Here is a 23078-nt window from a genome sequence, read left to right on the forward strand (position 1 = left end):
GCCCCCCGGCTCAGCTCTGCTCGGTGGCGCTGTCGGCGCTGTCGGCGCCGTCGGCACTGCCGGGGCTGTCGGCGGGCGCGCGCGGGGCGGGCGCCACCGCGTGCATGGCGTCGAACCGCTTCATGCGTTCGAGCACCGCCTCGGCCGTCGGCCGCTCCATGTCGTCCACGATCCGCCCGTCGCCGAGGAAGAGCACCAGGTCGGAGTGGGCGGCGGCGCCGGGGTCGTGGGTCACCATGACCACGCTCTGACCGAGCTGGTCGACCGCGTCGCGCAGGAAGCCGAGGACCTCCAGGCCGGCCCGCGAGTCGAGGTTGCCCGTCGGCTCGTCGGCGAAGATCAGCTCGGGCTTGGCGGCGAGCGCCCGCGCGCAGGCCACCCGCTGCTGCTGCCCGCCGGACAGCTGCGAGGGACGGTGCCCGAGCCGGTCCCGCAGGCCGAGGGTGTCGATGACGTGCTCCAGCCACGCGCGGTCGGGCCGCTGCCCCGCGATGTCCATGGGGAGCGTGATGTTCTCCAGGGCGTTGAGCGTGGGGATGAGGTTGAAGGACTGGAACATGAACCCGATGCGGTCCCGCCGCAGCCGGGTCAGCTCGCGTTCCTTGAGGCCCGTGATCTCCGTGTCGCCGAGCCAGACCTGGCCCGCCGAGACGCTGTCGAGCCCGGCCAGGCAGTGCATGAGGGTGGACTTCCCCGAACCGGAGGGCCCCATGACGGCCGTGAAGCGCTCACGCGCGATGTCCACGTCGACCGAGTCGAGGGCGAGCACGGTGGTCTCGCCCGAGCCGTACGCCTTGGTCAGGCCGCGGGCGCGCGCGGCGATCCGGGCGGGCTCCGAGTGACCCGTGAACGGTGCCGAAGCAGGTGTGGACAAGGCCGCCTCCTGGGTTGTGGCCGTTCCAACTCCCTTGATTCCGCGAAGAGTAGTGGGGTGTCCCTGGTGTCCGGAATCCCCCTTGGGGTGGGCCCCGAGACGTATGTAAGGGGCATGGTCCTGGCGCCCTTGTCGTGCTAGCGCCTCGGCGCTAGCTTGACGGTATGGCGAAGACTCAGCTGAACGTGCGGGTGGACGAGGACACCGCCCGGGCCGCGCGGGAACGCGCGCTGGCCCGTGGCATGAGCGTGAACCGCTATATCGAGGAACTGGTCAAGCAGGACGCGGGCGAGGTCGGGCATACGTTCGTCGAGGCGGCCGCCGACTTCATGAAGCAGTACGAGTCGGTCTTCGCCGAGGAGTTCGGTGTCGAGCGAGAAGGTCGTCGCTGAGCCGTTGAACCTCAGAATCGATCTTGCCTGGCTCCTGATGATCGCCGAACACAAGACGCCCGGAGACCCCCAGGTCACCGACTGGGGCGCGCTCGTCGCCGCCGTCAGCAGACATGAGGCGGAGATATTCGGCATGCCCGTCTACGAAACGCCGCACGACCGGGCGGCCGCCCTCCTCCAGGTCCTGCTCCACATCCCCGCACTCGAACGCTCCAACGCGCTCTTCGCCTCCTCCGTCGCCTACGCCTATCTCGTCTCCAGCGGCCTGAAGGTCGTCACATCCCCCGAGCAGGTGCGTGACCTCGCCCGTCTGGTGAAGGAGGACGGCGCGAGCGTCCACGCCATCGCGGAGCAGCTGCGCCTGTGGAGCCTGTGAGATCCGGGCGCCGCGGCCCGTCGGCCTCGCTAGACCTCGCTGTCCGGACGCCGTGCCGTGCCGATCACGCAGTACGAGCTGGGCAGGCGCGGACCCTTGGCGGGGACCAGGACGTGGCGGTACGCGCCGAGTTCGAACCCCGCCTCGCGCAGTGAGCCCAGCGTGTCCCGCGAGACATGGCAGCCGCCGAACAGCGGCGGCCACACCGTGCGGTCCAGGGCGCGCTGGGCGAGCGCCATCAGCGTGCCCGGCGCCCGGCCGTGCTCGAAGAACCGCAGCTCGCCGCCGGGGCGAAGGACCCGGCGCAGCTCGCCGAGCGCTCTGGGCGCATCGCGCACGCTGCACAGCACCAGGGACACGACGGCCGCGTCGAACGCCTCGCTCTTGACGGGCAGCGCCTCGGCGGCGCCCGGCACCACGTCGACGGGTACGTCGGCGCGCAGGGCCGCGGAGACGGCCAACTTCCGCAGGAGGCGCTCCGGTTCGATCGCGACGACCTCGGAGACCTCGCGCGGATAGTGCGCGAAGTTCAGGCCGTTGCCCGCGCCGACCTCGATGACCCGGCCGGAGAGCCCGGCGAGCAGCTCCTTGCGGTGTACGGAGATCACGGGTTCGGCGGCCACGCTCTGACGTGCGTAGACGCGGGCGAAGACGGGGTGGTGCACGGCGTCCCTGTGGGCCGACTTGGCGGCGCGCGGTGACATGGGCCCTCCTCGGCGGAGCGAGCGGTTGCCGCAAAAGCGAGCGGTTACCGAAATGGTGCCCCGGTGGGGACCGTTCTCCTCCTGCGGACACGACTCGGGTGAGCCTCGGATGAACGAGGACGTCACGCCTGCGACGGTGGGGGAACAAAGAGGCGGGCGCCCCCCCAAGGTGCGCCCGCCCCGAGGCCCCGCCGGGCCCGCGTCATGTGCTCAACGCGTCAGAGGCGCAGGCGCCTCCCGGGAAGCGAACGACGCCGCGTCCCACGTGCCGCCCAGCTCGGGAGCGAGCCAACTCCCGGCCGCAGCGCGGAAGTCCGGCCCGTCGAACGATCCGGCACCCTCCGGGATCGCGCCGACGAGCGGCGTGCCCGCGTCCTTCGGCAGGTCCGCGAGGTTGCAGCGGGACGCCAGGTCGGGGACGGCCGGCCAGCTGCCGACCAGCGGTCCCAGCTGGCGCACGCCGCGCGCCCGCAGCGCCTCGGCCGTCAGCGCCGTCGTGTTGAGCGAGCCGAGGCCCGCCGAGACGACCATCAGGACCGGTGCGGCGAGGAGCCGGGCAGCGTCCGCCAGCGTGCCGCCCTCGTCGTCGAGGCGCACGAGCAACCCGCCCGCCCCCTCGACCAGGACCAGATCGTGCTCGGTCGCCAGCTTCGCCGCGGCGTCTGCCACGTCCTGCGGGTGGATCTGCGCGAGCGATGCCCGTCGCGCCGCGACGTCCGGTGCCAACGGCTCGGGGTAGCGGGCGAGTTCGAGCGTGGTGATGCCGTCGCCCGCGAGCCGCGTCACCTCCTGCGCGTCGCCGGGTTCACCGGGCGCGACTCCGGTCTGGGCGGGCTTGAGCACGGCGACGCTGCGCCCCGCCGCGCGGGCGACGGCGGCCACCGCGGCCGTGGTCACCGTCTTGCCGATCTCCGTGCCCGTACCGGACACCACGATCACCGTCATGTCAGCCCTCCTTCGCCGCGGCGCACACGGCGCGCGTGATGCGCGCCACGTCGTCGTCGCTCGTGATGAACGGCGGCATCGTGTAGATCAGGTCGCGGAACGGCCGCACCCACACGCCTTCGCGCACCGCGGCCCGCGTCGCCGCCTCTATGTCCACCGGGTGGTCCAGCTGGACCACGCCGATCGCCCCGAGGACGCGGGCCTCCCGTACGGAAGGAAGGACGGCCGCTTCGGCCAGGCCGTCGCGCAGGCCGGTCTCGATGCGCTTGACCTCGGTCTGCCAGTCCTGGCCGAGCAGCAGGTCGATCGAGGCGCCGGCCACCGCGGAGGCCAGCGGATTGCCCATGAACGTCGGCCCGTGGGCCAGGACCGGCACCTCGCCCCGGGAAATGCCGTCCGCGACGCGCGGCGTGCACAGCGTCGCCGCCATCGACAGATAACCACCGGTCAGCGCCTTGCCGAGGCACATCACGTCGGGGGCGACGCCCGCGTGGTCGGCCGCGAACAGCGCGCCCGTGCGGCCGAAGCCCGTCGCGATCTCGTCGAAGACCAGGAGGACGTCATGGGCGTCGCACGCCTCGCGGAGCGCGCGGAGGTAGCCGGGGGAGTGGAACCGCATTCCCCCTGCCCCCTGCACCACGGGCTCCACGATCACACCGGCGAGTTCGTGGGCGTGCGCCCCGATCCGCTCGTGGAGATGAGCGGCGTAGGACGCGTCGTACGTGTCGAAGCCACCCGGCGGCGCGTCCGTGAAGACCTGCTGCGGGAGCGCGCCCTGCCACAGCTCGTGCATGCCTCCCTCGGGGTCGCACACGGCCATCGGCTGCCAGGTGTCGCCGTGGTAGCCGCCGCGCCATGTCAGCATCCGCCGCTTCTCGGGGCGGCCGAGCGAGCGCCAGTGCTGCAGGCACATCTTCACCGCGACCTCGACAGCGACCGAACCCGAGTCGGAGAGGAAGACGTGCTCCAGACCCTCGGGCGTGATGTCGACGAGGCGCTTGGCGAGCGTGACGGCGGGCTCGTGCGTGAGGCCGCCGAACATGACGTGGCTCATGCGGTCCAACTGGCCGCGCACCGCGTCGTTGAGGACGGGGTTGTTGTAGCCGTGGATCGCCGACCACCAGGACGACATGCCGTCGACCAGCTCGGTGCCGTCCGCGAGACGCATCCGCACGCCGCTCGCCGACTCGACGACCAGCGGCTCCTGCCGACCCGGCATCGGCCCGTACGGGTGCCAGACGTGCTGCCGGTCGAGCGCGAGCAGGTCGGCCGTGGGCAGGTCAGGCATTGGGTGCCAGGTCCGTTCCCGCGCCCCGGCGGCGCACCGCCACCAGGTCCGTGCGCGCCTCGTTGGAGGCCGGGGTCTCCGCTACGGGCGCTGGCTCGGCCGACCCGCAGGGGCCGCACCCGCCGCCTGCCTCGTGCGAACCGCAGCCGCCCTCGTGCGAACCGCAGGCCCCTTCGTGCGAACCGCAGCCCGCGGCCGTGGCGGCCGCGTCCACACGGTGCTTCGGCAGCGTCACCTGATCCGTGCCCTCGACCTCGAAACCGGCGTCCGCGATCATCGCCAGGTCGTCCTTGCCCGCCTGGCCCTCACTGGTCAGGTAGTCGCCCAGGAAGATCGAGTTGGCGAGGTTCAGGGCGAGCGGCTGCATCGAGCGCAGATGGACCTCGCGGCCGCCCGCGATGCGCACCTCGACGTCCGGGCAGACGAAGCGGACCATGGCGAGGATGCGCAGGCAGCGCTGCGGCGTGAGGTTCCACTCCTTGGCCAGCGGCGTGCCCTCGAAGGGGATCAGGAAGTTCACCGGCACCGAGTCGGCGTCGAGCTCGCGCAGCGCGTACACCACGTCGACCAGGTCCTCGTCGCTCTCGCCCATGCCGGCGATCAGCCCCGAGCAGGCGGAGAGCCCGGCCGAGTGCGCCTTCTGCACGGTGTCGACACGGTCGGCGTACGTATGCGTCTTGGTGATGTCCCCGTACGTCGCCTCGGAGGTGTTGAGGTTGTGGTTGTACGCGTCCGCGCCCGCACCCCGCAGCCGCTCCGCCTGACCGTCCGAGAGCAGCCCGAGGCACGCGCACACCTCGACGCCCTCGTTCGCCTCCTTGACCGCCGCGATGGTCTGCGCGACCCGGTCGACGTCACGGTCCGTCGGCCCGCGGCCGCTGGCCACCAGGCACACGCGCTTGGCGCCGCCCGCGACGCCGGCCGCCGCGGCCTCGGAGGCCTCGTCGGGCTTCAGCCAGGTGTACTTGAGGATCTCGGCCTTGGAGCCGAGCCGCTGCGAACAGTACGAGCAGTCCTCCGGGCACAGACCCGACTTGAGGTTGACCAGATAGTTGAGTTTCACCCGTCGTCCGAACCACTGCCGCCGTACCTTTCCGGCGGCAGCCACTACGTCCAGAAGATCGTCGTCGGAGGTGGCCAGGACGGCCAGCGCCTCTTCACGGGTCGGCAGTTCGCGCCGAAGCCCCTTGTCCACCAGCGTGTTCAGCAGGTTCATGGCGCTGATCCTTACGTACGGCAGCATGTCCGGCCAAGGAGAGTTCGCACAACAGAAACGGTTTGAGGTGTGGGTATTGCCACATCCTGGCCGGGGAGCAAGGCGGCTAGGGTCTGTGGAATGTCTACAAACAGGCACCCCGTCACGGGGGCTGCGCCCTCTGCGTCTCCTGTGTCCGCGGCGTCCTCTGCGTCCGCGGCGTCCTCGGCGTCCTCGGCGTTCGACTGGATCGACGAGCAGGCGCGGCTGCGCGCCGCCGCCGGGCTCGTGCGCACCCTGCGGCCGCGCCCCGCCGAGGCGGACGGCCTCCTCGACCTGGCGAGCAACGACTACCTGGGGCTGACCCGCAACCCCGAGGTCACCGAGGGCGCGGCCGTCGCCGCCCGGCGGTGGGGCGGCGGCGCCACCGGCTCCCGGCTCGTCACGGGCACCACGGAGCTGCACGCCGAACTGGAGCGCGAGCTCGCGGAGTTCTGCGGCTTCGAGGCCGCGCTCGTGTTCTCCTCCGGCTACGCGGCCAACCTCGCCGCCGTCACCGCGCTCGCCCCGCACGGCACCCTGATCGTCTCCGACGCGGGCAACCACGCGTCCCTCATCGACGGCTGCCGGCTGGCGCGCGGGACGACGCAGGTGGTGCCGCACGCCGATCCCGAAGCGGTGCGCAAGACGCTGGACGCGCACGCGGGACCCGCCGTCATGGTGTCCGACTCGGTGTTCTCGGTGGACGGCGACATGGCTCCGCTGGCCGAACTCGCCGCGGCCTGCCGGGAGTTCGGTGCCGGTCTCGTCGTCGACGACGCCCACGGGCTCGGTGTGCTCGGCGACGGCGGCCGGGGCGCGCCGCATGCCGCGGGGCTCGCGGGCGCGGACGACACCGTGGTCACCCTCACCCTCTCCAAGTCCTTCGGCAGCCAGGGCGGCGCCGTGCTCGGCTCCGCGAAGGTGATCCAGCATCTGGTGAACGCCGCCCGCACCTTCATCTTCGACACGGGTCTCGCGCCCGCCGCGGTGGGCGCCGCGCTCGCGGCCCTGCGCCTGCTGCGCCGTGAGCCCGAACGCGCCGCGCGTGCCCGCGAGGTCGCCGCCGAACTGCACCGGCGCCTGACGGCCGAGGGGCTCATGGCGGTACGTCCCGACGCCGCCGTCGTCTCCGTGCGCGCGCCGTCACCGGAGCAGGCCGTGCGCTGGGCGGCCGACTGCCGGGCCGCCGGGCTCGCGGTGGGGTGCTTCAGGCCGCCGTCGGTGCCGGACGGGATCTCACGGCTGCGACTGACCGCCCGCGCGGACCTCACCGACGCGCAGATCGTCGATGCCGTACGGGTGATCAGCCGCAACGCGCCGCGGTGAAGTGAACCGAGCCCACGAGGGGCCGGGCTCTGCTCACCGCAGGCTGGTGAGGAACGACTCCCAGGGGCCGGGGGAGAAGAGCAGGGCTGACCCTGCGATGTTCTTCGAGTCACGCACGGCGCACAGGCCGGTCAGCGGACCCGAGTCGAGTGTGGCCGTCTCGACGCAGTTGTTCATTCCGTTGCTGTAACTGCTGCGCTGCCACCGCGCACCTTGAAGGGTCGTGCTGGAAGGTACGTACCGAGGCATTGCGGTCATGTTGCCTCCTTCGCGCCGTCGCAGAGCCCGGCGATGAAATCCGTGGAGTCCTCGGGTGATAGCGCTTGTACCTGAAGGGAGTTGAAGGCCTCCGTGTACGCCTGGAGGTCTTCTTTCCGTTCGATGTAGAGGCTACTCGTCAAATGGTCGAGAACAACCACATCCAGATCAGCAATGTTCGGAAATGAAAAAATAACGAAAGGACCGATCAGGCCCGCATGCTCGCCGGCGGCGAAGGGCAGCACCTGAAGCCGCACATGCGGCAACAGGGCCACCTCTCGTAACCGTGTCAACTGCCCCGCGAAGACCTGCTCCCCGCCGACCGTGCGGCGCAGCACCGCCTCGTCCAGGATCACGCTCAGTCGCAGCGGAGGATCCGCGCGCAACACGTCCTGGCGGGCCAGGCGGACCTCCACCAGGGCGTCGACCTGCTCCTCCGGCAGGCCGCCGAGCGCGGCCCTGGTCACCGCGCGCGCGTACTCGGGGGTCTGCAACAGCCCTGGCACCACGGTGGTTTCGAGCGTGCGCACCCAACTCGCCTGGGATTCCAGGCTGATGAAGTCGCGATACGTGGCGGGCAGGAGATCGCGGTACGCCTTCCACCAGTGGTGGCGACCCTCGCCCGGGTCGTCGCTGCCCGCGAACGCGACCAGCAGATCGCTGAGTTGGGGGTCCTTCACCTCGTACGCCGCGAGCAGCAGCCGTACGTCGGCGGCCTTGACGCCGCTGCGACCCGTCTCGATCCGGCTCACCTTCGACTGGTGCCAGCCGACCTTGGCCGCGGCCTGGCTGCTGGTGAGTCCCGCGTGGGTGCGCAGCGCGCGCAGTTCGGCACCGAGCTGGCGGCGGCGCACCGCGGGGCCGTACTGCATGCCCGTCTCCTTCCGGATGAAGCCGTCGGGGATCCCGGCGGCAGAGCGGGGGCAGTAGGCGACAGTAGAGGAAGGACCAGTCTCTCGCCCAAATACGGTCTGCCGTAGCAGAGTTCACCGCTTCGAGCGACAGATATATGCACATCTCGGTGGATCGCCGCCCGTGACCGGCCAAGGAGTGGCAGGCTGGCGCGAAGCACCAGTTCGGGACTGTCCTCGAGTCATCCGCGACGAGTCGGAGACCGGTCCCGATGGGAAAGGGACAGCGTCGCCATGGCAGACCACCAGGAAGCCTCCGTCACTCTGCCGAGCGATCCTGCCTCGGTCCCCGCGGCCCGGAAATACGTCTCGCGCGTGCTCGCCGAATGGGGCCTGCCCGGCGACACCGAGGTGGCCGACACCATCAGGCTGATCGTCTCCGAACTCGCCACGAACGCCGTGCAGCACACCCTGGGACAGTCGCCGACCTTCACGGTGGACGTCGAGCTCGACCGGGACGAGCAGCTGCGGATCGGCGTCACCGACAGCCACCCCCGCTACCCCAAGCGGCTGCCCGCGGCGGTCCAGCAGGACAACGGCCGGGGCATGGTCATCATCCGCTGGCTGGCCGCCGAGTGCGGCGGCAGGCTCTCGGTCAGCCCCACCGACGAGGGCGGCAAGACCGTGTGGATCGCACTGCCGTGGACGGCGCGCGTCCAGCGCAGACACCGCGACCCCGCGCGCTGACGCCGCCCACCGGTCGGGGATCGCTCGCCGACCGCCGCTCGCTGCCCGCCGACCGCCGCCGGTCAGGCCGCACTCGCCGAGCGCCCGAAGACCCCGCGCAGCAGAGCCCGGAAGGAGTCCGCCGCCGGGCTCGACTCGTCGGTGCGGTGCACGACGGAGATGGTGCGCCGCAGATCGCCGGGTTCCAGGAGCCGCGTGCCGACGGGGGTCGCGGCGGTGCGCGCCACCATCTCGGGCACCACGGCGACGCCGAGCCCCGCACTGACCAGGGCGCAGACCAGCGCGTACCCGGGCGACTCGACGAGCACCGCGGGCGCGGCACCGGCCCGCGCGAGGGCCCGCTCCACGGCCTGCCGGGGCGGATGGTCCGGAGCCATGCTGATGAGCGGCTGCCCGGCGAGGTCGGCGAGCGGCAGCCGCGAGGCCGCGCCGGTGAGCGCGTGGCCGGGCCGGGTCACCAGGACCAGCTCCTCGACCAGGACCGGCTCGGCCGACACGGCGGCGGGCAGCGGCACCGGGTCCGCCGGCTCATAGGTGTGCGTGAGGGCCAGATCGACCTCGCCCGCCGCCACGGCCGCGACACCGAAGGGCGGTTCGTGCCCCGTCACCGTCAGCTCGACGTCCGGGTGGGCCCTGCGGAAGGCGCTCAGGACGGGCGGCAGCAGATGGATGCCGGCCGTCGGGAAGGTCGCGACGCGCAGCCGCCCGCCCGAGAGCCCGGCGAGCCGCGCCAGCTCGTGCCGCGCCCGCTCCATCTCGTCGAGCACCCGGCGGGCATGGCCCACGAGCAGCTCCCCCGCGCCGGTCAGCCGGGCCCCGCGGTGGTGACGTACGAGAAGAGCGGTGCCCGCCTCCCGCTCCAGCTTGGCGAGTTGCTGGGAGAGCGCGGGCACGGTGTAGCCGAGGCGCTCGGCGGCCCGGGTGATCGAACCGGCCTCGGAGACCGCGACGAGCGCGGCGAGACGCGTGGGGTCGTACATGGAAGCTCCCTGAACACCTGCACTCCCTAAACGCCTGCTTAAGGCAGACCCAGGATATTCCACATACCTGCTGAAGGCTTCGGCCGGGCACGCTGGGCGCATGGACGCACAACTGGTCGCCTTCACCTCGGTCGCCGCGGGCATGGTCGCCATGCCGGGCGCCGACTTCACCGTCGTCGTACGCAACGCCCTGGTCTCCCGGCGGGCCGGAGTCGCCTGTGCGGTCGGCGTCGCGGGCGGGCTCCTGGTGCACACGGCGCTGGCGGTCGCGGGTGTCGCCGCGGTGCTGGCCGCCGTGCCCGCGCTCTTCAGGGCGCTGCAACTCATCGGCGCCGGCTATGTGCTGGTCCTCGCCTACCGCGCGCTGCGCTCCGCGGCTCGGCCACGCACCGCGGCGGCGGGCGAACCCGCGGCGCAGGGCGGCGGACTGCGCGAGGGTTTCCTGACCAACGCCCTGAACCCCAAGGCGTCGATCACCTTCCTCAGCGTGCTGCCTCAGTTCGTGCCCGACGGCAGCCCCGCGATGCCCAGGACCTTGCTGCTCGCGTCGATCGTGGTGGCGCTGGCCCTGCTCTGGTTCCCGGTCGTGGCGCTGCTCGTGGACCGGCTCGGCAGGTGGCTGCGCAGGCCGCGCACCGCCCGCGCCGTCGAGGCCGTCACCGGCACCGCTCTCGGCGCATTGGGCCTGGTGCTCCTCCTCGAGCCCCTGATGGCATGACACCCGGCACCTCCTGCGCCGCCGCGACGGCGCGCGCCACCGGCCGCCGGACCAGGCGCGGCAGTACGCCCCACAGCCCGACGCACACCAGGAGCGTCCCCGCGCCCGCGACGACCCCTTCGACGCGCCCCGCCGTCACGTCGACGACGAGCAGCACCGAACCGGACAGCGCGAGCATCAGGACCCGCAGACCGACCTCGGCGAGCCGGGACGACACCTGCACGACGAGCGGCTTGGCGCGCTGCTGGAAGAGCGAGCGGTGCAGCGCGGCGGGCGCCGTGAACAGCGCCGCCGCGACCACGGCGAGCAGCAGCGTCGTGACGTAGGTGCCGCGCTGCACGGCGTCGAGCGAGGGGAACCGCGGGGTGAAGGCGAGGGTGAGCAGGAAGGCGAAGAGGATCTGCACCCCGGTCTGCGTCACCCTCAGCTCCTGGAGCAGCTCCCCGAAGTTGCGGTCGGCGCGCTCCAACGGCGTTTCGTTGCGAGCGGTACAGGAAAAGTCGTCGGACATGCCGGACGGGTATCCCGGCCGGCGCGCTCCACGCACCGGCACCTGACGGTGCGAGGCGCGCGCCGGACCGACCGCGGCGGGGTCAGCGGACCCGGCCGTACCAGACGCTGTTGGACCAGATCTTCTCCAGACGCACCACGGTCCCCGTCTTGGGGGCGTGCCAGATCTTGTTGTTACCCGCGTAGATCCCGACGTGGTAGACGTTCCGGCCGGAGTGGAAGAACACCAGGTCGCCCTTGGTGCGCTGGGACTTCGAGATGTGCTTGGTCTTGTTGTACTGCGCGGCGGCGGTGCGCGGCAGCTTCTTGCCCGTCTTGTTGAAGGAGTAGAGCGTCAGGCCCGAGCAGTCGAACCGGTTGGGACCCGCGGCGCCGTAGCGGTACGGGGAGCCCTTCTTGGACGCCGCGATCTTGAGCGCCTTCGTCCCGTGTGTGGCCGCCTCGGCCTCCGACGCGAGCCCGGGGGCCACGACGGTGCCGCCTACGACGGCGAGCGTGAGGACCGATGCGGCACCGGTCCTGCTGAGCAGCGACGGAACATGATTCAGCGCAGTCATGCGCAACCCTTCGTCAGCCGCCTGTGAAGGATGACCTGTCGGGTTCGGGCAGGCGAAGATGCCCGGCCGCGTCGTGCTCTGCGGCTTCACCCCAAGGGCGTCGTCCGGACTTCCCGGACGGGCCCGTCATGCCTGGGTCCTCCACTCCTGCCGTTGCACCGATGTCGACCGGTCATCCGGGTGGCGGCAGGACTCGGCGTCCGCCCGGACCGCCCCGCCGCTGTGGCGGGGGCTTGTCGTCGGAAGGGATCTTGACCCGACAAGGGCGAAAAAACCGAGCCGAAACGGCGTTTTGTGAGGCTCCTCACGACTGACCCGTTCGGGTGGACACCGACGAATTGGGGTTACGGAGGGATGGTCTGACGATGGCTCGACCAGCATCGGAATGTGCTATTCCGCCCGCGCTGTACACACCTGGCGCAACTCTCCACGGCTCGTCGGCGGACGCCTCGCTACGCCGTCCGAAGTAGCCCTTCTGGTCCGTTTCGAAGCGGTCCGGGACGTTCCGGTGGAGGGTGCGTGGCGCTCGGCGCGGGGGTCAACTGCCGGGCGGGGGCGGCACGGTGACCCGCCGGGACCGCCGCTCGCCGTCGAGGACGCGCAGGGCCTCGGCGAGCGTGGTGGCGTGCACCTCGCTCTCGCCCCGCTGGTGCATGAGGGTGAGCGCGTCCCGCAGGGCGGTCGCCCTGCCGACCAGGGCCTGGGCGGCACGCAGTCCGCCGTACGTGTGCCCGGATCGCGCCGGGTTGATCCTGCCGACCAGGTCGACGACCTCGAGATAGCGGTCGATCAGGTCGGCCTCGGCGCGGGTCAGGGCCGGCAGGGGAGGGAGTTCGGGCGGCAGCATCGAGGGCTCACCTCGGGTCGCGCGCGGCGAGCGAGGTCTTGCGGTTCGGGATGATCCGGTCCACGAGTCCGTACTCCAGGGCCGCCTGCGCGTCGAGGATCTTGTCCCGCTCGATGTCCGCGGTGATCCGCTCGGGGCTCTGCCCCGTGTGCCTGACGAGCATCTCCTCCAGCATCCGGCGGCTGCGCAGCATCTCGTCGGCCTGGATCGCGAGGTCGCTGGCCTGGCCCTGGAACGGCTCGGTGACGGAGGGCTGATGGATCAGCACACGCGCGCCGGGCAGCGCGAACCGCTTGCCGGGGGTGCCGGCGGCGAGCAGCACGGCGGCGGTGGACGCGGCCTGGCCGAGGCAGGTCGTCTCCACGTCGCAGGTGACGAACCGCATCGTGTCGTAGATCGCGGTCATCGCGGTGAACGAGCCGCCGGGGGAGTTGATGTAGAGCGAGATGTCGCGGTCCGGCGCGAGGTGCTCCAGGTGCATGAACTGGGCCATCACGTCGTTCGCCGAGGTGTTGTCGATGGGGGTGCCGAGGAAGACGATCCGCTCTTCGAGGAGCTTGGAGTACGGATCCAGGGTCCTCGTCCCCGAGCTGGTGCGTTCGGTGAACTCGGGCAGGACGTAACGGGCGGACGGACGATTCATGGCACGCCTTTCGTCTTCCGGTCGCGGGGCGGTCCGGTCTCTGTAAAAAATGTACAGGACGTACGTTCCGTGGGGCGAGGAAATGTGGTGTCGGGCGGTACGTGATCCGCGTAACCTCTTCGGGTCATGGGGCGAGACGTGGTGGAACGGGACGAACGGGCGCTGCTCGCCCTCGAAGTGGAGGTCATCCACGGCCTCGGGCCGGTGGCGAAGGGCGGGCTGCCGACGGTGACCGATCCGGCGGTGCAGGCGGTCCTTGCCTGGTCGCCGCGAGCGCGGGTGCTGGCGCTGGGGGAGGGCGTCGCCCCGCCGAGCGACGGTGGCGGCTTCGGAGTCGACGGGGAGCCGTACGCGCCGGGCGAGCCCCCGGGTGTCCTCGTGCGGCTGGCCTCCGCTCTGACGGCGGCCGGTGAACCGGCCGCCGTCGAGGGCGGCCCCTGCTTCACCTTCCCGGACCCGCTCGCCGCGGCCCCCGCCGCACCCCTGCCCCTCCTGCTCTCGGACGACCAAGGGCGGGACGCGGCACGGCAGTTGACCCGTCCCGACAACTGGCAGCCCGGCGAGTGGGCGGAGCTGATCTCCGGGGCGGCGGGGGAGTGGGCGATGGCCGTGCACGACGGCGCGCCCGTGTCGATCTGCCACACCCCCGCCGCGAACGCCCGCGCGGCGGAGGCCGGCATCTGGACCCGCCCGGACTTCCGCGGCCGCGGCCTCGCCCCGGCCGCGGCCGCCGCCTGGTCCCACCGCGTGCGTCGCGACAAAGAGGTGCTCTTCTACAGCACCACGGCCGCCAACCGGGCCTCCCGCTCGGTGGCCCGCGCCCTCGGTCTCGCCCCGCTCGGCTGGATCTGGACGGTGCGCTGAGCGGTCACGTCACGGGCGTCAGGCCCAGGGGCCGGGCAGGAGGTCGCTCTCCGTGGCCTCCGCGCGCGTACGCAACCGGCGTGCCGAGCCGGACTCCACGACCAGGACGTCGGGCACGTGGTCCTCCAGGAAGCGCAGGTGACCGACGGTGCCGACCGTCGTCGTCCGGGCCGCGAGCCACGCGACGAGGGAGCGCAGGGCGTCGAACTCGTCGGGGTGCACCTCCTGGCGGACGGTGAGGGACCAGCCCCGCTCGCCCCGCTGCAGTTCACCGATCAGTACGCCCCCGATCCGCGCCGCCGGTCCCCTGGCCGAGAGCAGCGGACACTCCTCGCCTTCGGCGTGCCGCGTGCCCGCCTCCTCGCCCAGGTGCCACCTGATGAGGGAGAGGTCGTCGGCGGGCAGATCGTGGGGCAGGTCGAGGGCCAGCTGCAGCTCGTGGAGATCGCTCATGCCCGCAGCCTGTGAAGAGCGGCGTCTAAGCTGGGTGCATGGCCTACGAGATTCCGGTGACGCAAGCCCGCGCAGAGCTCGCGGAGCTGATCAACCGCGTCGTCTACGGCGGCGAGCGGGTCGTGGTCACCCGCCACGGCAAGCCGCTCGTGGCGCTCGTCTCCGCCGCCGACCTGGAGCGCCTCGAAGCGCTCTCGGACGCATCGGAGGAGCAGACGGTCAGCACCGTCACGACGATCGGCTCCGCGACGTCCGCGCCCTCGGAGCCACAGCGGTTCGGCATCGCGGCGGAGCACCGGGGTCCCAACGCGACGTAGCGGAGGGGGAGTTGCCTTCGCCGCGGCTGACGCGCGGGCCCGCGCGGCTCAGCCGACCGGCGCCGCCTGCGGCCGGTCCGCGGGATCCGGCGTGACGGGTGTGCGTCGCCCGCGCAGCGTGCCGAGCAGTACCGCGGTGAGCCCGAGCGCGGCCCATGCGCCGAGGGTGAGGGCAGGCCCCGCGGCGGCCGCGCCGTCGAAGAAGGACACCGAGCGCAGCAGTGAGCCCCCGGCTCCCGGCGGCAGCAACTGACCGATGAATCCCACCGGTTCGGGCAGCAGCCGCGGCGCGGAGGTCACGCCGGAGAAGGGGTTGCCGAGCAGCACCATCAGCAGGGCGCCCACGGCGATGCCCGCCGGGCCGAGCAGGGCCGCGAGCCCGGCCACGGTGCCGCCCACGGCGAGTGTGGCGAGGCTCAACGCCCCTGCTTCCGCCCACCAGTTGCCGGTCAGGACACCCAACCAGCTGTGCGTGAGCGCGGCCGCGACGGTGCCCACGAGTGCGGCGGTGACGATCAGCGTGGCCACCGCGCGCACGCCGCGCAGCCCGCGCACCGTGACGAGCGCACCGGCCGCGACCCCGGCGATGGCCAGCGGCAGCACGCTCGACCCCAGCGCTGAGCCCCTGGGGTCGGCCGCCGGTGCGGGCACCACGTCGACCACCGGTACCGGGTCCGACTCGGGGCCCTGCTCGTGCACGGCCTGTCGCAGCAGCTGGGCGACGACCGGGCTCGCCGCCGTGGCGGTGAGCAGCTTGGGTCCCTGGGGGGCGACGACGACCGCGCCGTACACGGTCCGGTCCTCGATGGCGGCCCTTGCCTCGGCCTCGTCGGCGTAACGATGTATCTCGAACGCGCCCTCGCGCCGCTCCAGTTGCCGGGCCATCGACCCCGCGGCCGCGGTCGGTCCCGCGACGCCGAGGGGCAGGTCGCGGGGTGCGGTGCGGGCCGCGGGCCAGGCGAAGGCCCAGAGCGCGAGGGTCACGAGCAGGGGGACCATGACGGCCACCATCACCATGCGAGGGCCCTGCGGAGGCGCGCCGACGGGCGGTGTGGACATGAGGTTCTTCCTCCAGCGGGAGAGGGGGGTGGTCAGCGGGGAGTGGAGGGCGGAGGGCAGTGGTCCGCGTCCGCGACCCAAAGAGAAGGATCGTTCGTTTTACGGGGTGGGCTCACTGTCCTGCCGCTCGGCCACCTTGTCAAGAATGAATGTTCGTTTTACGTTGAGGGCATGGCCCGCGTATCCCAAGAACACCTCGACGCACGCCGTCGGCAGATCCTCGACGGGGCAGCGCTCTGCTTCGCGCGCAACGGCTTCCATGCCACGTCGATGCAGGACGTCCTCAAGGAGGTGGGCCTCTCGGCGGGCGCGGTGTACCGCTACTTCCGCGGCAAGGACGAGCTGATCACCGCCATCGTCTCCGAGGTGCTCGCCGACATCGGTGAGATCTTCGAGTCGGCCGCGCGGCAGAGCCCGCCGCCTCCGCCGGACGTCCTGGTGGTCCGGGTGCTCGCGGAGGTCCTCGATCTGCGGCCCGGGATGCGGGAGGGCGCCAGGTCATCCTTCCCCCGGCTGATGATCCAGGTGTGGACGGAGACCCTCCGCGACGAGGAGCTCTCCGCGCTCATCGGCGACGTCTACGCCAAGGTGCGCGGCTCCTGGATGGCGATCGTCGAGGGGTATCAGGAGGCGGGCGTGATGCGCGCCGACATCCCCGCCGACCATGTCGCGCGGACCATGATCGCCATGGTCCAGGGGTTCGCCGCGCAGTACGCCCTGTTCGACGAAGTGCCCATCGAGGCGCTGCGGGACGGGCTTCGGGCGTTGATGAGCATGGGGCGGCCGGCCGAAGGCTGACCGACGGTTGGGTATGGCGCGTCCCAGGCGATAGTCATGGGCCGGTCAACTACTGGTTAACCTCGTTGAAACTCCTCCCAACTACCCTCCCGTGGCACGCCACCAGCGGATTTCGTAACCGGGGTGCGCAAGATCGCGCGCATTCGCTGTGTGTTACATCTATATCCGTCGCGGTGGCCGCGGCAGCCGGACCCCGCACGGTTCGGAGCGAGGACTGTGAGGTGGGACGCGTGCAACTGACCCCGCACGAGCAGGAGAGACTGCTCATCCATGTGGCCGCGGATGTGGCCGAGAAGCGAAGGGCGCGGGGACTGCTGCTCAACCACCCCGAGGCGATCGCCCTCATCACCTCCCACATCCTCGAAGGCGCCCGCGACGGCCGCACCGTCGCCGAACTCATGTCGTCGGGACGGCGGGTGCTCACCCGTGACGACGTCATGGAGGGCATCCCCGAGATGATCCACGACGTCCAGGTCGAGGCCACCTTCCCGGACGGCACGAAGCTCGTCACCGTCCACGAGCCGATCGTCTGACGGGAGTTCGCGCCTCATGCATGCCGCAACGCACGGCACGGGTCCGGGGATGATCCCCGGAGAGATCCTCTTCGCGGACGGGCCCGTCCCCTTCAACGAGGGCCGCGAGGTCACCCGCCTCACCGTCCTCAACGCCGCCGACCGGCCCGTCCAGGTCGGCTCCCACTACCACTTCGCCGAGGCCAACCCGGGTCTGGACTTCGACCGCGACGCCGCGCACGGGAAGCGGCTCAACATCGCCGCGGGAACCGCCGTGCGCTTCGAGCCCGGAATCCCCGTCGACGTCGAACTCGTTCCGCTGGCCGGCAAGCGCATCGTGCCCGGACTCCGCGGTCTGGTCGGAGGTGCCCTCGATGCCTGAGCTGTCCCGTGCCGCGTACGCCGATCTGTTCGGCCCCACCACCGGTGACCGGATCCGCCTCGCCGACACCGACCTGCTGATCGAGATCGAGGAGGACCGCGCGGGCGGCCCCGGACGCTCCGGCGACGAGTCGGTGTTCGGCGGCGGCAAGGTCATCCGCGAGTCGATGGGGCAGTCCCGCACCACCCGCGCCGAGGGCGCCCCGGACACCGTCATCACCGGCGCGGTGATCATCGACCACTGGGGGATCGTCAAGGCGGACGTCGGCATCCGCGACGGCCGCATCACCGGTGTGGGGAAGTCCGGCAACCCGGACACGATGGACGGTGTCGACCCCGACCTCGTCATCGGCCCCGAGACCGAGGTCATCGCGGGCAACGGAAAGATCCTCACCGCGGGCGGCATCGACACCCACATCCACTTCATCTCGCCGACCATCGTCGACGAGGCCCTCGCCTCCGGCGTCACCACGCTCTTCGGCGGTGGCACCGGGCCCGCCGAGGGCAGCAAGGCGACGACCATCACCCCGGGCGCCTGGCACCTGGCGCGGATGTTCGCGGCGCTGGAGTCCAGCCCGGTCAACATCGGCTTCCTGGGCAAGGGCAACACCGTCTCCGCCGAGTCGATGCACGACCAGCTCCGCGCCGGTGCCGTCAGCTTCAAGATCCACGAGGACTGGGGCGCGACGCCCGCCACGATCGACGCCTGCCTGAACGTGTGCGAGGAGACGGGTGCCCAACTGGCCGTCCACACCGACACGTTGAACGAGGCGGGCTTCGTCCGGGCCACCTTCGACGCGGTCGCGGGCCGTACCCTGCACGCCTTCCACGTCGAGGGCGCGGGCGGCGGTCACGCCCCCGACATGATCACGGCCGTCTCGCTGCCCAACATGCTGCCGAGCTCCACCAACCCGACCCGGCCGCACACCGTCAACACCGTCGAGGAACACCTCGACATGCTGATGGTCTGTCACCACCTCAACCCGGCCGTGCCCGAGGACCTCGCGTTCGCGGAGTCCCGCATCCGGCCCACCACCATCGGGGCCGAGGACATCCTCCACGACATCGGCGCCATCTCGATCATGTCCTCGGACTCCCAGGCCATGGGCCGCATCGGCGAGGTCATCATGCGTACGTGGCAGACCGCGCACGTGATGAAGCGGCGCCGGGGCTTCCTGCCGGGGGACACCCGCGCCGACAACCACCGCGCGCGTCGCTATGTCGCCAAGTACACGATCAACGCGGCCGTCGCCCAGGGCATCGACCACGAGATCGGCTCGGTGGAGACCGGCAAACTCGCCGACCTGGTCCTCTGGGAACCGGCGTTCTTCGGCGTCAAGCCGCAGGTCGTCCTCAAGGGCGGACAGATCGCGTACGCGCAGATGGGCGACGCCAACGCGTCCATCCCGACCCCGCAGCCGATCCTGCCGCGCCGCATGTACGGGGCGCACGGCAGGGCCCCGGCGCTCAACTCGGTCAACTTCGTGACGCAGTCGGCGCTGGACGACGGGCTTCCTGAACGCCTGGGCCTGGACAAGCAGTTCACCGCGATCCGCTCGACGCGTGGCCGCACCAAGGCCGACATGTACGAGAACGACGCGCTGCCCCGGGTCGAGGTCGCCCCCGACAGCTTCGCCGTGACCATCGACGGCGAGCTCGTCGAACCGTCGCCCGCCGCGGAACTGCCGCTCGCGCAGCGGTACTTCCTCTTCTGACGGCTTCCGATTCCGTCGGCTTCCGATTCCGTCGGTCTCCGGCGGTCCCGACCAACCTGGCGACGATCACATGTCACGAGCAGCACTCCTCGTCCTGGCCGACGGCCGCTTCCCCGCCGGCGGGCACGCCCACTCCGGCGGGGCCGAAGCGGCCGTCAAGGCCGGTCGCGTCACCGGCGCCGCGAGCCTGGAGGCCTTCTGCCGGGGACGGCTGCACACCTCCGGTCTCGTGTCGGCCGCCCTGGCGGCGGCCGCCGCCCTCGGCGTCGATCCGGTCGCCCTGGACGCGGCGGCCGACGCCCGCACGCCCTCGGCCGCGCTGCGCACCGCGGCGCGACGCCTGGGCAGGCAGATGATGCGGGCGGCCCGCGCCACCTGGCCGAATCCCGAACTCGACGCTCTGGCAGGGCAGTTCCCCAAGGGAGCGCATCAGCCCGTCGTCCTCGGACTCACCGCGCGCGCCGCCGGGCTCGGGCCCGAGGACGCCGCGTACTGCTCGGCGTACGAAACGGTCAGTGGCCCGGCGACCGCCACGGTGCGGCTGCTGAGCCTCGACCCCTTCGACGCCACGGCGGTCCTCGGCAGGGTCGCCCCGGACCTCGACCGCGTGGCACTCCAGGCGGCCGACGCGGCGAGACGCGTCGCCGAGGAGGGCGTCGACGCGCTGCCGGCGGCCTCGGCGCCCCTGCTCGAGATCAGCGCGGAGGCGCATGCGGCTTGGCCGGTACGGCTTTTCGCGTCGTAGCCGCGCACTGTCCCACCGGCGGCCGGGGGAACCTCCGGCCCTAGGGCGCCCCCACACACACCACGCACAACTTGCACTACCACCGCGAAGGAGCAGCACCATGCACCTCGGCCACTCCCACGACGGCCCCGCCGCCGTCTCCGCCGACGCCCACCGCCCCGACGGAACCCGCCGCGCGGTACGCATCGGGCTCGGCGGACCCGTCGGTTCCGGCAAGACCGCGACGGTCGCCGCGCTGTGCCGCGCGCTGCGCGACGAGCTCTCCCTCGCGGTCGTCACGAACGACATCTACACCCGCGAGGACGCCGACTTCCTGCTGCGCGAGGCAGTCCTGCCGCCCGAGCGCATCACTGCCGTGGAGACCGGCGCCTGCCCGCACACCGCGATCCGCGACGACATCTCCGCCAACCTGGAGGCCGTCGAGGACCTGGAGGACGAGGTCGGGCCGCTCGACCTGATCCTCGTGGAGTCCGGCGGCGACAACCTCACGGCCACCTTCTCCAAGGGCCTCGTCGACGCGCAGATCTTCGTCATCGACGTCGCGGGCGGCGACGACATCCCGCGCAAGGGCGGCCCCGGTGTCACCACCGCGGACCTCCTCGTCGTGAACAAGACCGACCTCGCTCAGTACGTCGGCTCCGACCTCGCCCGGATGGCGGCCGACGCGAAGGCGTCACGCGCCGAACTCCCCGTCGTCTTCCAGTCGTTGAGGTCCGAGGAGGGCGTGGGCCCGGTCGCCGCGTGGGTGCGCGAGCAGTACGCCGCGTGGACCGTGTCGGCGTGACGGTGGACCTCGCCCCGCGGGGCGACGCAGCAACGGGCGCGAGCCTGCGAACGCCGTGCGGTGGCGCGGGCATTCGCGCCACGGCTCGCGTCGAGGCGCGTGCCGACGGGCGGGGCGGCACCGCCCTGCCCGTGCTCGACGGCGAGGGTCCGCTGGCCCTGCGCCGCACCCGCTCCACCGGTGCCACGGCACGGGTCACGCTTGTCGGCGCGATGAGCGGACCCCTCGGCGGCGACCACCTCACCGTCGAGGCCGCGGCCCACGAGGGGGCGCGGCTGCACATCGGCTCGGCGGCGGCCACCATGGCGCTGCCGGGCCAGAGTGAGGCGACGGCACGCTACGACGTGCGTATCACGGTGGCGGACGGCGCCGAACTGCACTGGCTGCCAGAGCAGTTGATCTCCGTACGCGACAGCGACCTGCGGGTCACGACACGCGCCGAGGTGTCCGAGGGCGCACGCCTGGTCCTGCGCGAGGAACAGGCGCTGGGCCGCACGGGCGAGCCCCCGGGGCGCCTCACGAGCCGGCTGGTGGTGCGCCGAGCGGGAGTCCCCCTCCTGGACCAGGAACTGTCCTGCGGCCCCGGAGCACCGGGCGGCTGGGACGGACCGGCGGTGCTGTCCGGCTGTCGCGCGGTAGGTCAACTGATCGTGGTACGCCCGGAGTTCGCACACGACAAGCCGCAGCCGAAGCCGCTGGGGGAGTGGGCGGCACTGACCCCCTTGGCGGGCCCGGCGGTCATGGTCACGGCGGTGGCGCCGGACGCACTGCAAGTACGCCGAGTGCTGGACGAGGCTTGGAGCCACCTGGGCTGAGAAGCTCTCGACGCTACGATCTCGCGATCGTGGTCGCGTAGGTGGAGGGGCCGGTGGACGCAGGGCTCGCGGCGGTGCTGGGTGCCGCGGTCGGGGCGATAGGGGCGAGCGCAACGGCACTGATCAGTGGAGCCCTGGGACGTTCACAGACGCGGCTGCAGCTGCGCGCCGAGGGCGACCGCATCGTGGACGAACACAGGCGCAGCAGCTACAGGGACCTCTTCGAATGCACCGAGACCACCCGCGCACACCTGGGTGAGGCCCGGTCGAGCCTCAGCCAGATGTTCGACGACGAAGCCCCGGTCCCCGGAGACCAGATGGCAGTGGCGGACGTGCTGCAGGAGCGCGCGGTGGCCGCGGTGAGCGCGGCCGAAGAGAAGCTCGCGGGAATCCCCCGCGTCCACGCGGCCGTGGCGATCCAGGGCCCCGAGGCCACGCAGGCAGCGGCGACAGCGCTGGTGGAGGCGCTTCGCCAGGAACTGGAGCACACCAAGCGCTGGACGGTGGCGGTTCAGGACGGCTGGAGCGACTGGGACGAGTACGAGAAGCGAGCCTTCGAGGCCCATCACAGCGCGACCGCGCACAGCCTCGCCTTCGCATGCGAGGCCTCGGCGGCACTCCAGCGCGATGGAAGCCGACCGGAACCACGGTCTAGGCGGTGGCTCCGGCGGAGCCACCGCGACCGGTCCCGATGACGGCCGCGGCCTTGGCGGCACGCTCGATCTCCGCACGCCGGGCTGCCCAGAAGGCCGCGTCGTGCTGCTCAGCCGCGTATTCGGCGCTCGTCCCTGTGGAGGCATCGAGCTGCTCGCGCAGGATGTCGGCGTGCCCGGCGTGCCGGTTGGTCTCGGTGAGCACGTGCACGAGGACGTTGAACAGCTTCACGTCGGGGCGCGGCCACCAGGGCACGTGGCCGGGGGAGTCGATGGCGAGGGCGCTGATCGTCGCGTCCGAGTGCGCCCACACGCGACGGTAGCGCCCGACGATCTCCTCGCGCGTCTCGTCCTCGGCGGCCCACATCTCGACACTGCCCTGCCCGGCGTCGTCCCACCGGGGCAAGGGCTCGGGAAACGGCCGCCCGAAGACGTGGCCGAAGTACCGGGACTCCCACAGAGCCAAGTGCTTGACGAGCCCAAGTAGGTTGGTGCCGGTCGAGGTAAGGGGCCGCCGGATGTCGTACTCCCCGACCCCATCGAGCTTCCAGAGCACCGCCTCGCGAACTCTTCGCAGATCGTTGTGCAGATACTCTTTGGCAAATTCATCGACCATGCTGCCCGAGCCTGCCATGCACGACTGAAGGGCTCAACAGGCTTACCTGGCCACCGGGTTACCAGGTGGCCGTGGTGGTCGCGTGATGCTCCTTGACGACGTCCCGATCCACC

General features: G+C 71.8%; 30 protein-coding genes and 1 riboswitch. Of the genes, 15 read left to right on the forward strand and 15 right to left on the reverse strand.

Annotated elements, in window-relative coordinates; all coding sequences use genetic code 11:
- Positions 1-10: 10 nt before the first annotated feature.
- Entirely contained in the window at positions 11-874 is an 864-nt protein-coding gene (locus AB0B50_RS26865) for an ABC transporter ATP-binding protein (RefSeq protein WP_362337019.1), read from the reverse strand.
- Positions 875-1038: 164 nt separating this feature from the next.
- Between AB0B50_RS26865 and AB0B50_RS26870 the strand changes: the two genes are divergently transcribed.
- Both AB0B50_RS26870 and AB0B50_RS26875 read left to right on the forward strand, forming a co-directional pair.
- Positions 1039-1266 (forward strand): antitoxin, encoded by a 228-nt coding sequence (locus AB0B50_RS26870; RefSeq protein WP_362337022.1) that lies wholly within the window; start codon positions 1039-1041, stop codon positions 1264-1266.
- A 4-nt stretch (positions 1267-1270) separates the two neighbouring features.
- Positions 1271-1642: a fic family toxin-antitoxin system, toxin component gene (locus tag AB0B50_RS26875; RefSeq protein WP_362337762.1), complete on the forward strand. Its 372-nt coding sequence runs from the start codon at positions 1271-1273 to the stop codon at positions 1640-1642.
- 29 nt (positions 1643-1671) lie between these two features.
- Here the strand turns inward: AB0B50_RS26875 and AB0B50_RS26880 are convergent, their stop codons facing one another.
- The 4 genes from AB0B50_RS26880 to bioB form a co-directional block, all read right to left on the reverse strand.
- Complete coding sequence (locus AB0B50_RS26880) at positions 1672-2346, reverse strand: class I SAM-dependent methyltransferase (RefSeq protein ID WP_362337024.1); 675 nt, start codon at positions 2344-2346, stop codon at positions 1672-1674.
- Between the two features lie 210 nt (positions 2347-2556).
- Positions 2557-3291: a dethiobiotin synthase gene (bioD, locus tag AB0B50_RS26885; RefSeq protein WP_362337027.1), complete on the reverse strand. Its 735-nt coding sequence runs from the start codon at positions 3289-3291 to the stop codon at positions 2557-2559.
- 1 nt (position 3292) lies between these two features.
- Positions 3293-4579, reverse strand: coding sequence for an adenosylmethionine--8-amino-7-oxononanoate transaminase (locus AB0B50_RS26890; protein WP_362337030.1), 1287 nt, complete (start codon positions 4577-4579; stop codon positions 3293-3295).
- Complete coding sequence (gene bioB, locus AB0B50_RS26895; RefSeq protein ID WP_362337033.1) at positions 4572-5795, reverse strand: biotin synthase BioB; 1224 nt, start codon at positions 5793-5795, stop codon at positions 4572-4574. Before bioB ends, AB0B50_RS26890 begins: the two co-directional genes overlap by 8 nt.
- A gap of 120 nt (positions 5796-5915) precedes the next feature.
- Here bioB and AB0B50_RS26900 point away from each other — a divergent pair, with 120 nt between their 5' ends.
- Positions 5916-7142, forward strand: a complete 1227-nt coding sequence (locus tag AB0B50_RS26900; RefSeq protein ID WP_362337036.1) for an 8-amino-7-oxononanoate synthase — start codon at positions 5916-5918, stop codon at positions 7140-7142.
- A 33-nt stretch (positions 7143-7175) separates the two neighbouring features.
- Here AB0B50_RS26900 and AB0B50_RS26905 read toward each other — a convergent pair whose 3' ends face one another.
- Positions 7176-7400 carry a DUF397 domain-containing protein gene (locus AB0B50_RS26905; RefSeq protein WP_362337039.1) on the reverse strand — a complete coding sequence of 75 codons (225 nt, stop codon included), beginning with the start codon at positions 7398-7400 and terminating at the stop codon, positions 7176-7178.
- Entirely contained in the window at positions 7397-8272 is an 876-nt protein-coding gene (locus AB0B50_RS26910; protein ID WP_362337042.1) for a helix-turn-helix transcriptional regulator, read from the reverse strand. The genes AB0B50_RS26905 and AB0B50_RS26910 overlap by 4 nt, the downstream gene beginning before the upstream one ends.
- Positions 8273-8545: 273 nt before the next feature.
- Here AB0B50_RS26910 and AB0B50_RS26915 point away from each other — a divergent pair, with 273 nt between their 5' ends.
- Positions 8546-8998, forward strand: a complete 453-nt coding sequence (locus tag AB0B50_RS26915; RefSeq protein WP_362337045.1) for an ATP-binding protein — start codon at positions 8546-8548, stop codon at positions 8996-8998.
- Between the two features lie 62 nt (positions 8999-9060).
- On the opposite strand, the gene AB0B50_RS26920 is transcribed toward AB0B50_RS26915, so the two are convergent.
- A complete protein-coding gene (locus AB0B50_RS26920; RefSeq protein ID WP_362337048.1) occupies positions 9061-9978 on the reverse strand; it encodes a LysR family transcriptional regulator in 918 nt (305 codons plus the stop codon).
- A gap of 100 nt (positions 9979-10078) precedes the next feature.
- Here AB0B50_RS26920 and AB0B50_RS26925 point away from each other — a divergent pair, with 100 nt between their 5' ends.
- A complete protein-coding gene (locus tag AB0B50_RS26925; RefSeq protein WP_362337051.1) occupies positions 10079-10696 on the forward strand; it encodes a LysE family translocator in 618 nt (205 codons plus the stop codon).
- On the opposite strand, the gene AB0B50_RS26930 is transcribed toward AB0B50_RS26925, so the two are convergent.
- The 4 genes from AB0B50_RS26930 to AB0B50_RS26945 all read right to left on the reverse strand — a co-directional run bounded on the left by AB0B50_RS26930 (position 10635) and on the right by AB0B50_RS26945 (position 13253).
- Positions 10635-11207, reverse strand: a complete 573-nt coding sequence (locus tag AB0B50_RS26930; RefSeq protein WP_362337054.1) for a DUF6328 family protein — start codon at positions 11205-11207, stop codon at positions 10635-10637. The genes AB0B50_RS26925 and AB0B50_RS26930 overlap by 62 nt on opposite strands.
- 82 nt (positions 11208-11289) lie before the next feature.
- On the reverse strand, positions 11290-11763 hold the full coding sequence (locus AB0B50_RS26935; RefSeq protein ID WP_362337057.1) for a C40 family peptidase: 474 nt from the start codon (positions 11761-11763) through the stop codon (positions 11290-11292).
- A gap of 3 nt (positions 11764-11766) precedes the next feature.
- Positions 11767-11943, reverse strand: a riboswitch (cyclic di-AMP (ydaO/yuaA leader).
- Between the two features lie 358 nt (positions 11944-12301).
- On the reverse strand, positions 12302-12610 hold the full coding sequence (locus AB0B50_RS26940; RefSeq protein ID WP_362337060.1) for a hypothetical protein: 309 nt from the start codon (positions 12608-12610) through the stop codon (positions 12302-12304).
- Between the two features lie 7 nt (positions 12611-12617).
- The gene (locus tag AB0B50_RS26945; RefSeq protein WP_362337063.1) at positions 12618-13253 is read right to left on the reverse strand and encodes an ATP-dependent Clp protease proteolytic subunit; all 636 of its coding nucleotides are present in this window, start codon (positions 13251-13253) and stop codon (positions 12618-12620) included.
- Positions 13254-13379: 126 nt separating this feature from the next.
- On the opposite strand from AB0B50_RS26945, the gene AB0B50_RS26950 reads away from it, so the two are divergent.
- The gene (locus AB0B50_RS26950) at positions 13380-14117 is read left to right on the forward strand and encodes a GNAT family N-acetyltransferase (protein ID WP_362337066.1); all 738 of its coding nucleotides are present in this window, start codon (positions 13380-13382) and stop codon (positions 14115-14117) included.
- A gap of 18 nt (positions 14118-14135) precedes the next feature.
- Here AB0B50_RS26950 and AB0B50_RS26955 read toward each other — a convergent pair whose 3' ends face one another.
- The gene (locus AB0B50_RS26955) at positions 14136-14570 is read right to left on the reverse strand and encodes a hypothetical protein (protein WP_362337069.1); all 435 of its coding nucleotides are present in this window, start codon (positions 14568-14570) and stop codon (positions 14136-14138) included.
- 38 nt (positions 14571-14608) lie between these two features.
- Here AB0B50_RS26955 and AB0B50_RS26960 point away from each other — a divergent pair, with 38 nt between their 5' ends.
- Positions 14609-14887 carry a type II toxin-antitoxin system Phd/YefM family antitoxin gene (locus AB0B50_RS26960; RefSeq protein ID WP_362337072.1) on the forward strand — a complete coding sequence of 93 codons (279 nt, stop codon included), beginning with the start codon at positions 14609-14611 and terminating at the stop codon, positions 14885-14887.
- Between the two features lie 48 nt (positions 14888-14935).
- Here the strand turns inward: AB0B50_RS26960 and AB0B50_RS26965 are convergent, their stop codons facing one another.
- Complete coding sequence (locus AB0B50_RS26965; RefSeq protein WP_362337075.1) at positions 14936-15946, reverse strand: ABC transporter permease; 1011 nt, start codon at positions 15944-15946, stop codon at positions 14936-14938.
- Between the two features lie 171 nt (positions 15947-16117).
- On the opposite strand from AB0B50_RS26965, the gene AB0B50_RS26970 reads away from it, so the two are divergent.
- The 8 genes from AB0B50_RS26970 to AB0B50_RS27005 all read left to right on the forward strand — a co-directional run bounded on the left by AB0B50_RS26970 (position 16118) and on the right by AB0B50_RS27005 (position 22391).
- Positions 16118-16744 carry a helix-turn-helix domain-containing protein gene (locus AB0B50_RS26970; RefSeq protein ID WP_362337078.1) on the forward strand — a complete coding sequence of 209 codons (627 nt, stop codon included), beginning with the start codon at positions 16118-16120 and terminating at the stop codon, positions 16742-16744.
- A 230-nt stretch (positions 16745-16974) separates the two neighbouring features.
- Positions 16975-17277: an urease subunit gamma gene (locus AB0B50_RS26975; protein WP_362337765.1), complete on the forward strand. Its 303-nt coding sequence runs from the start codon at positions 16975-16977 to the stop codon at positions 17275-17277.
- A gap of 49 nt (positions 17278-17326) precedes the next feature.
- A complete protein-coding gene (locus tag AB0B50_RS26980) occupies positions 17327-17638 on the forward strand; it encodes an urease subunit beta (protein ID WP_362337768.1) in 312 nt (103 codons plus the stop codon).
- Entirely contained in the window at positions 17631-19352 is a 1722-nt protein-coding gene (locus tag AB0B50_RS26985) for an urease subunit alpha (RefSeq protein WP_362337081.1), read from the forward strand. The genes AB0B50_RS26980 and AB0B50_RS26985 overlap by 8 nt, the downstream gene beginning before the upstream one ends.
- Before the next feature lie 70 nt (positions 19353-19422).
- On the forward strand, positions 19423-20097 hold the full coding sequence (locus AB0B50_RS26990) for an urease accessory UreF family protein (RefSeq protein WP_362337084.1): 675 nt from the start codon (positions 19423-19425) through the stop codon (positions 20095-20097).
- A 100-nt stretch (positions 20098-20197) separates the two neighbouring features.
- A complete protein-coding gene (ureG, locus tag AB0B50_RS26995) occupies positions 20198-20881 on the forward strand; it encodes an urease accessory protein UreG (protein ID WP_362337087.1) in 684 nt (227 codons plus the stop codon).
- Between the two features lie 44 nt (positions 20882-20925).
- Positions 20926-21696: an urease accessory protein UreD gene (locus tag AB0B50_RS27000; RefSeq protein WP_362337771.1), complete on the forward strand. Its 771-nt coding sequence runs from the start codon at positions 20926-20928 to the stop codon at positions 21694-21696.
- 53 nt (positions 21697-21749) lie between these two features.
- On the forward strand, positions 21750-22391 hold the full coding sequence (locus AB0B50_RS27005) for a hypothetical protein (RefSeq protein ID WP_362337090.1): 642 nt from the start codon (positions 21750-21752) through the stop codon (positions 22389-22391).
- Here the strand turns inward: AB0B50_RS27005 and AB0B50_RS27010 are convergent.
- Positions 22348-22965, reverse strand: coding sequence for a DinB family protein (locus AB0B50_RS27010; protein ID WP_362337093.1), 618 nt, complete (start codon positions 22963-22965; stop codon positions 22348-22350). The genes AB0B50_RS27005 and AB0B50_RS27010 overlap by 44 nt on opposite strands.
- Positions 22966-23078: the final 113 nt, after the last annotated feature.

The sequence above is a fragment of the Streptomyces sp. NPDC041068 genome (assembly GCF_040647455.1).
In the GTDB taxonomy this organism is placed as follows: Bacteria; Actinomycetota; Actinomycetes; order Streptomycetales; family Streptomycetaceae; genus Streptomyces.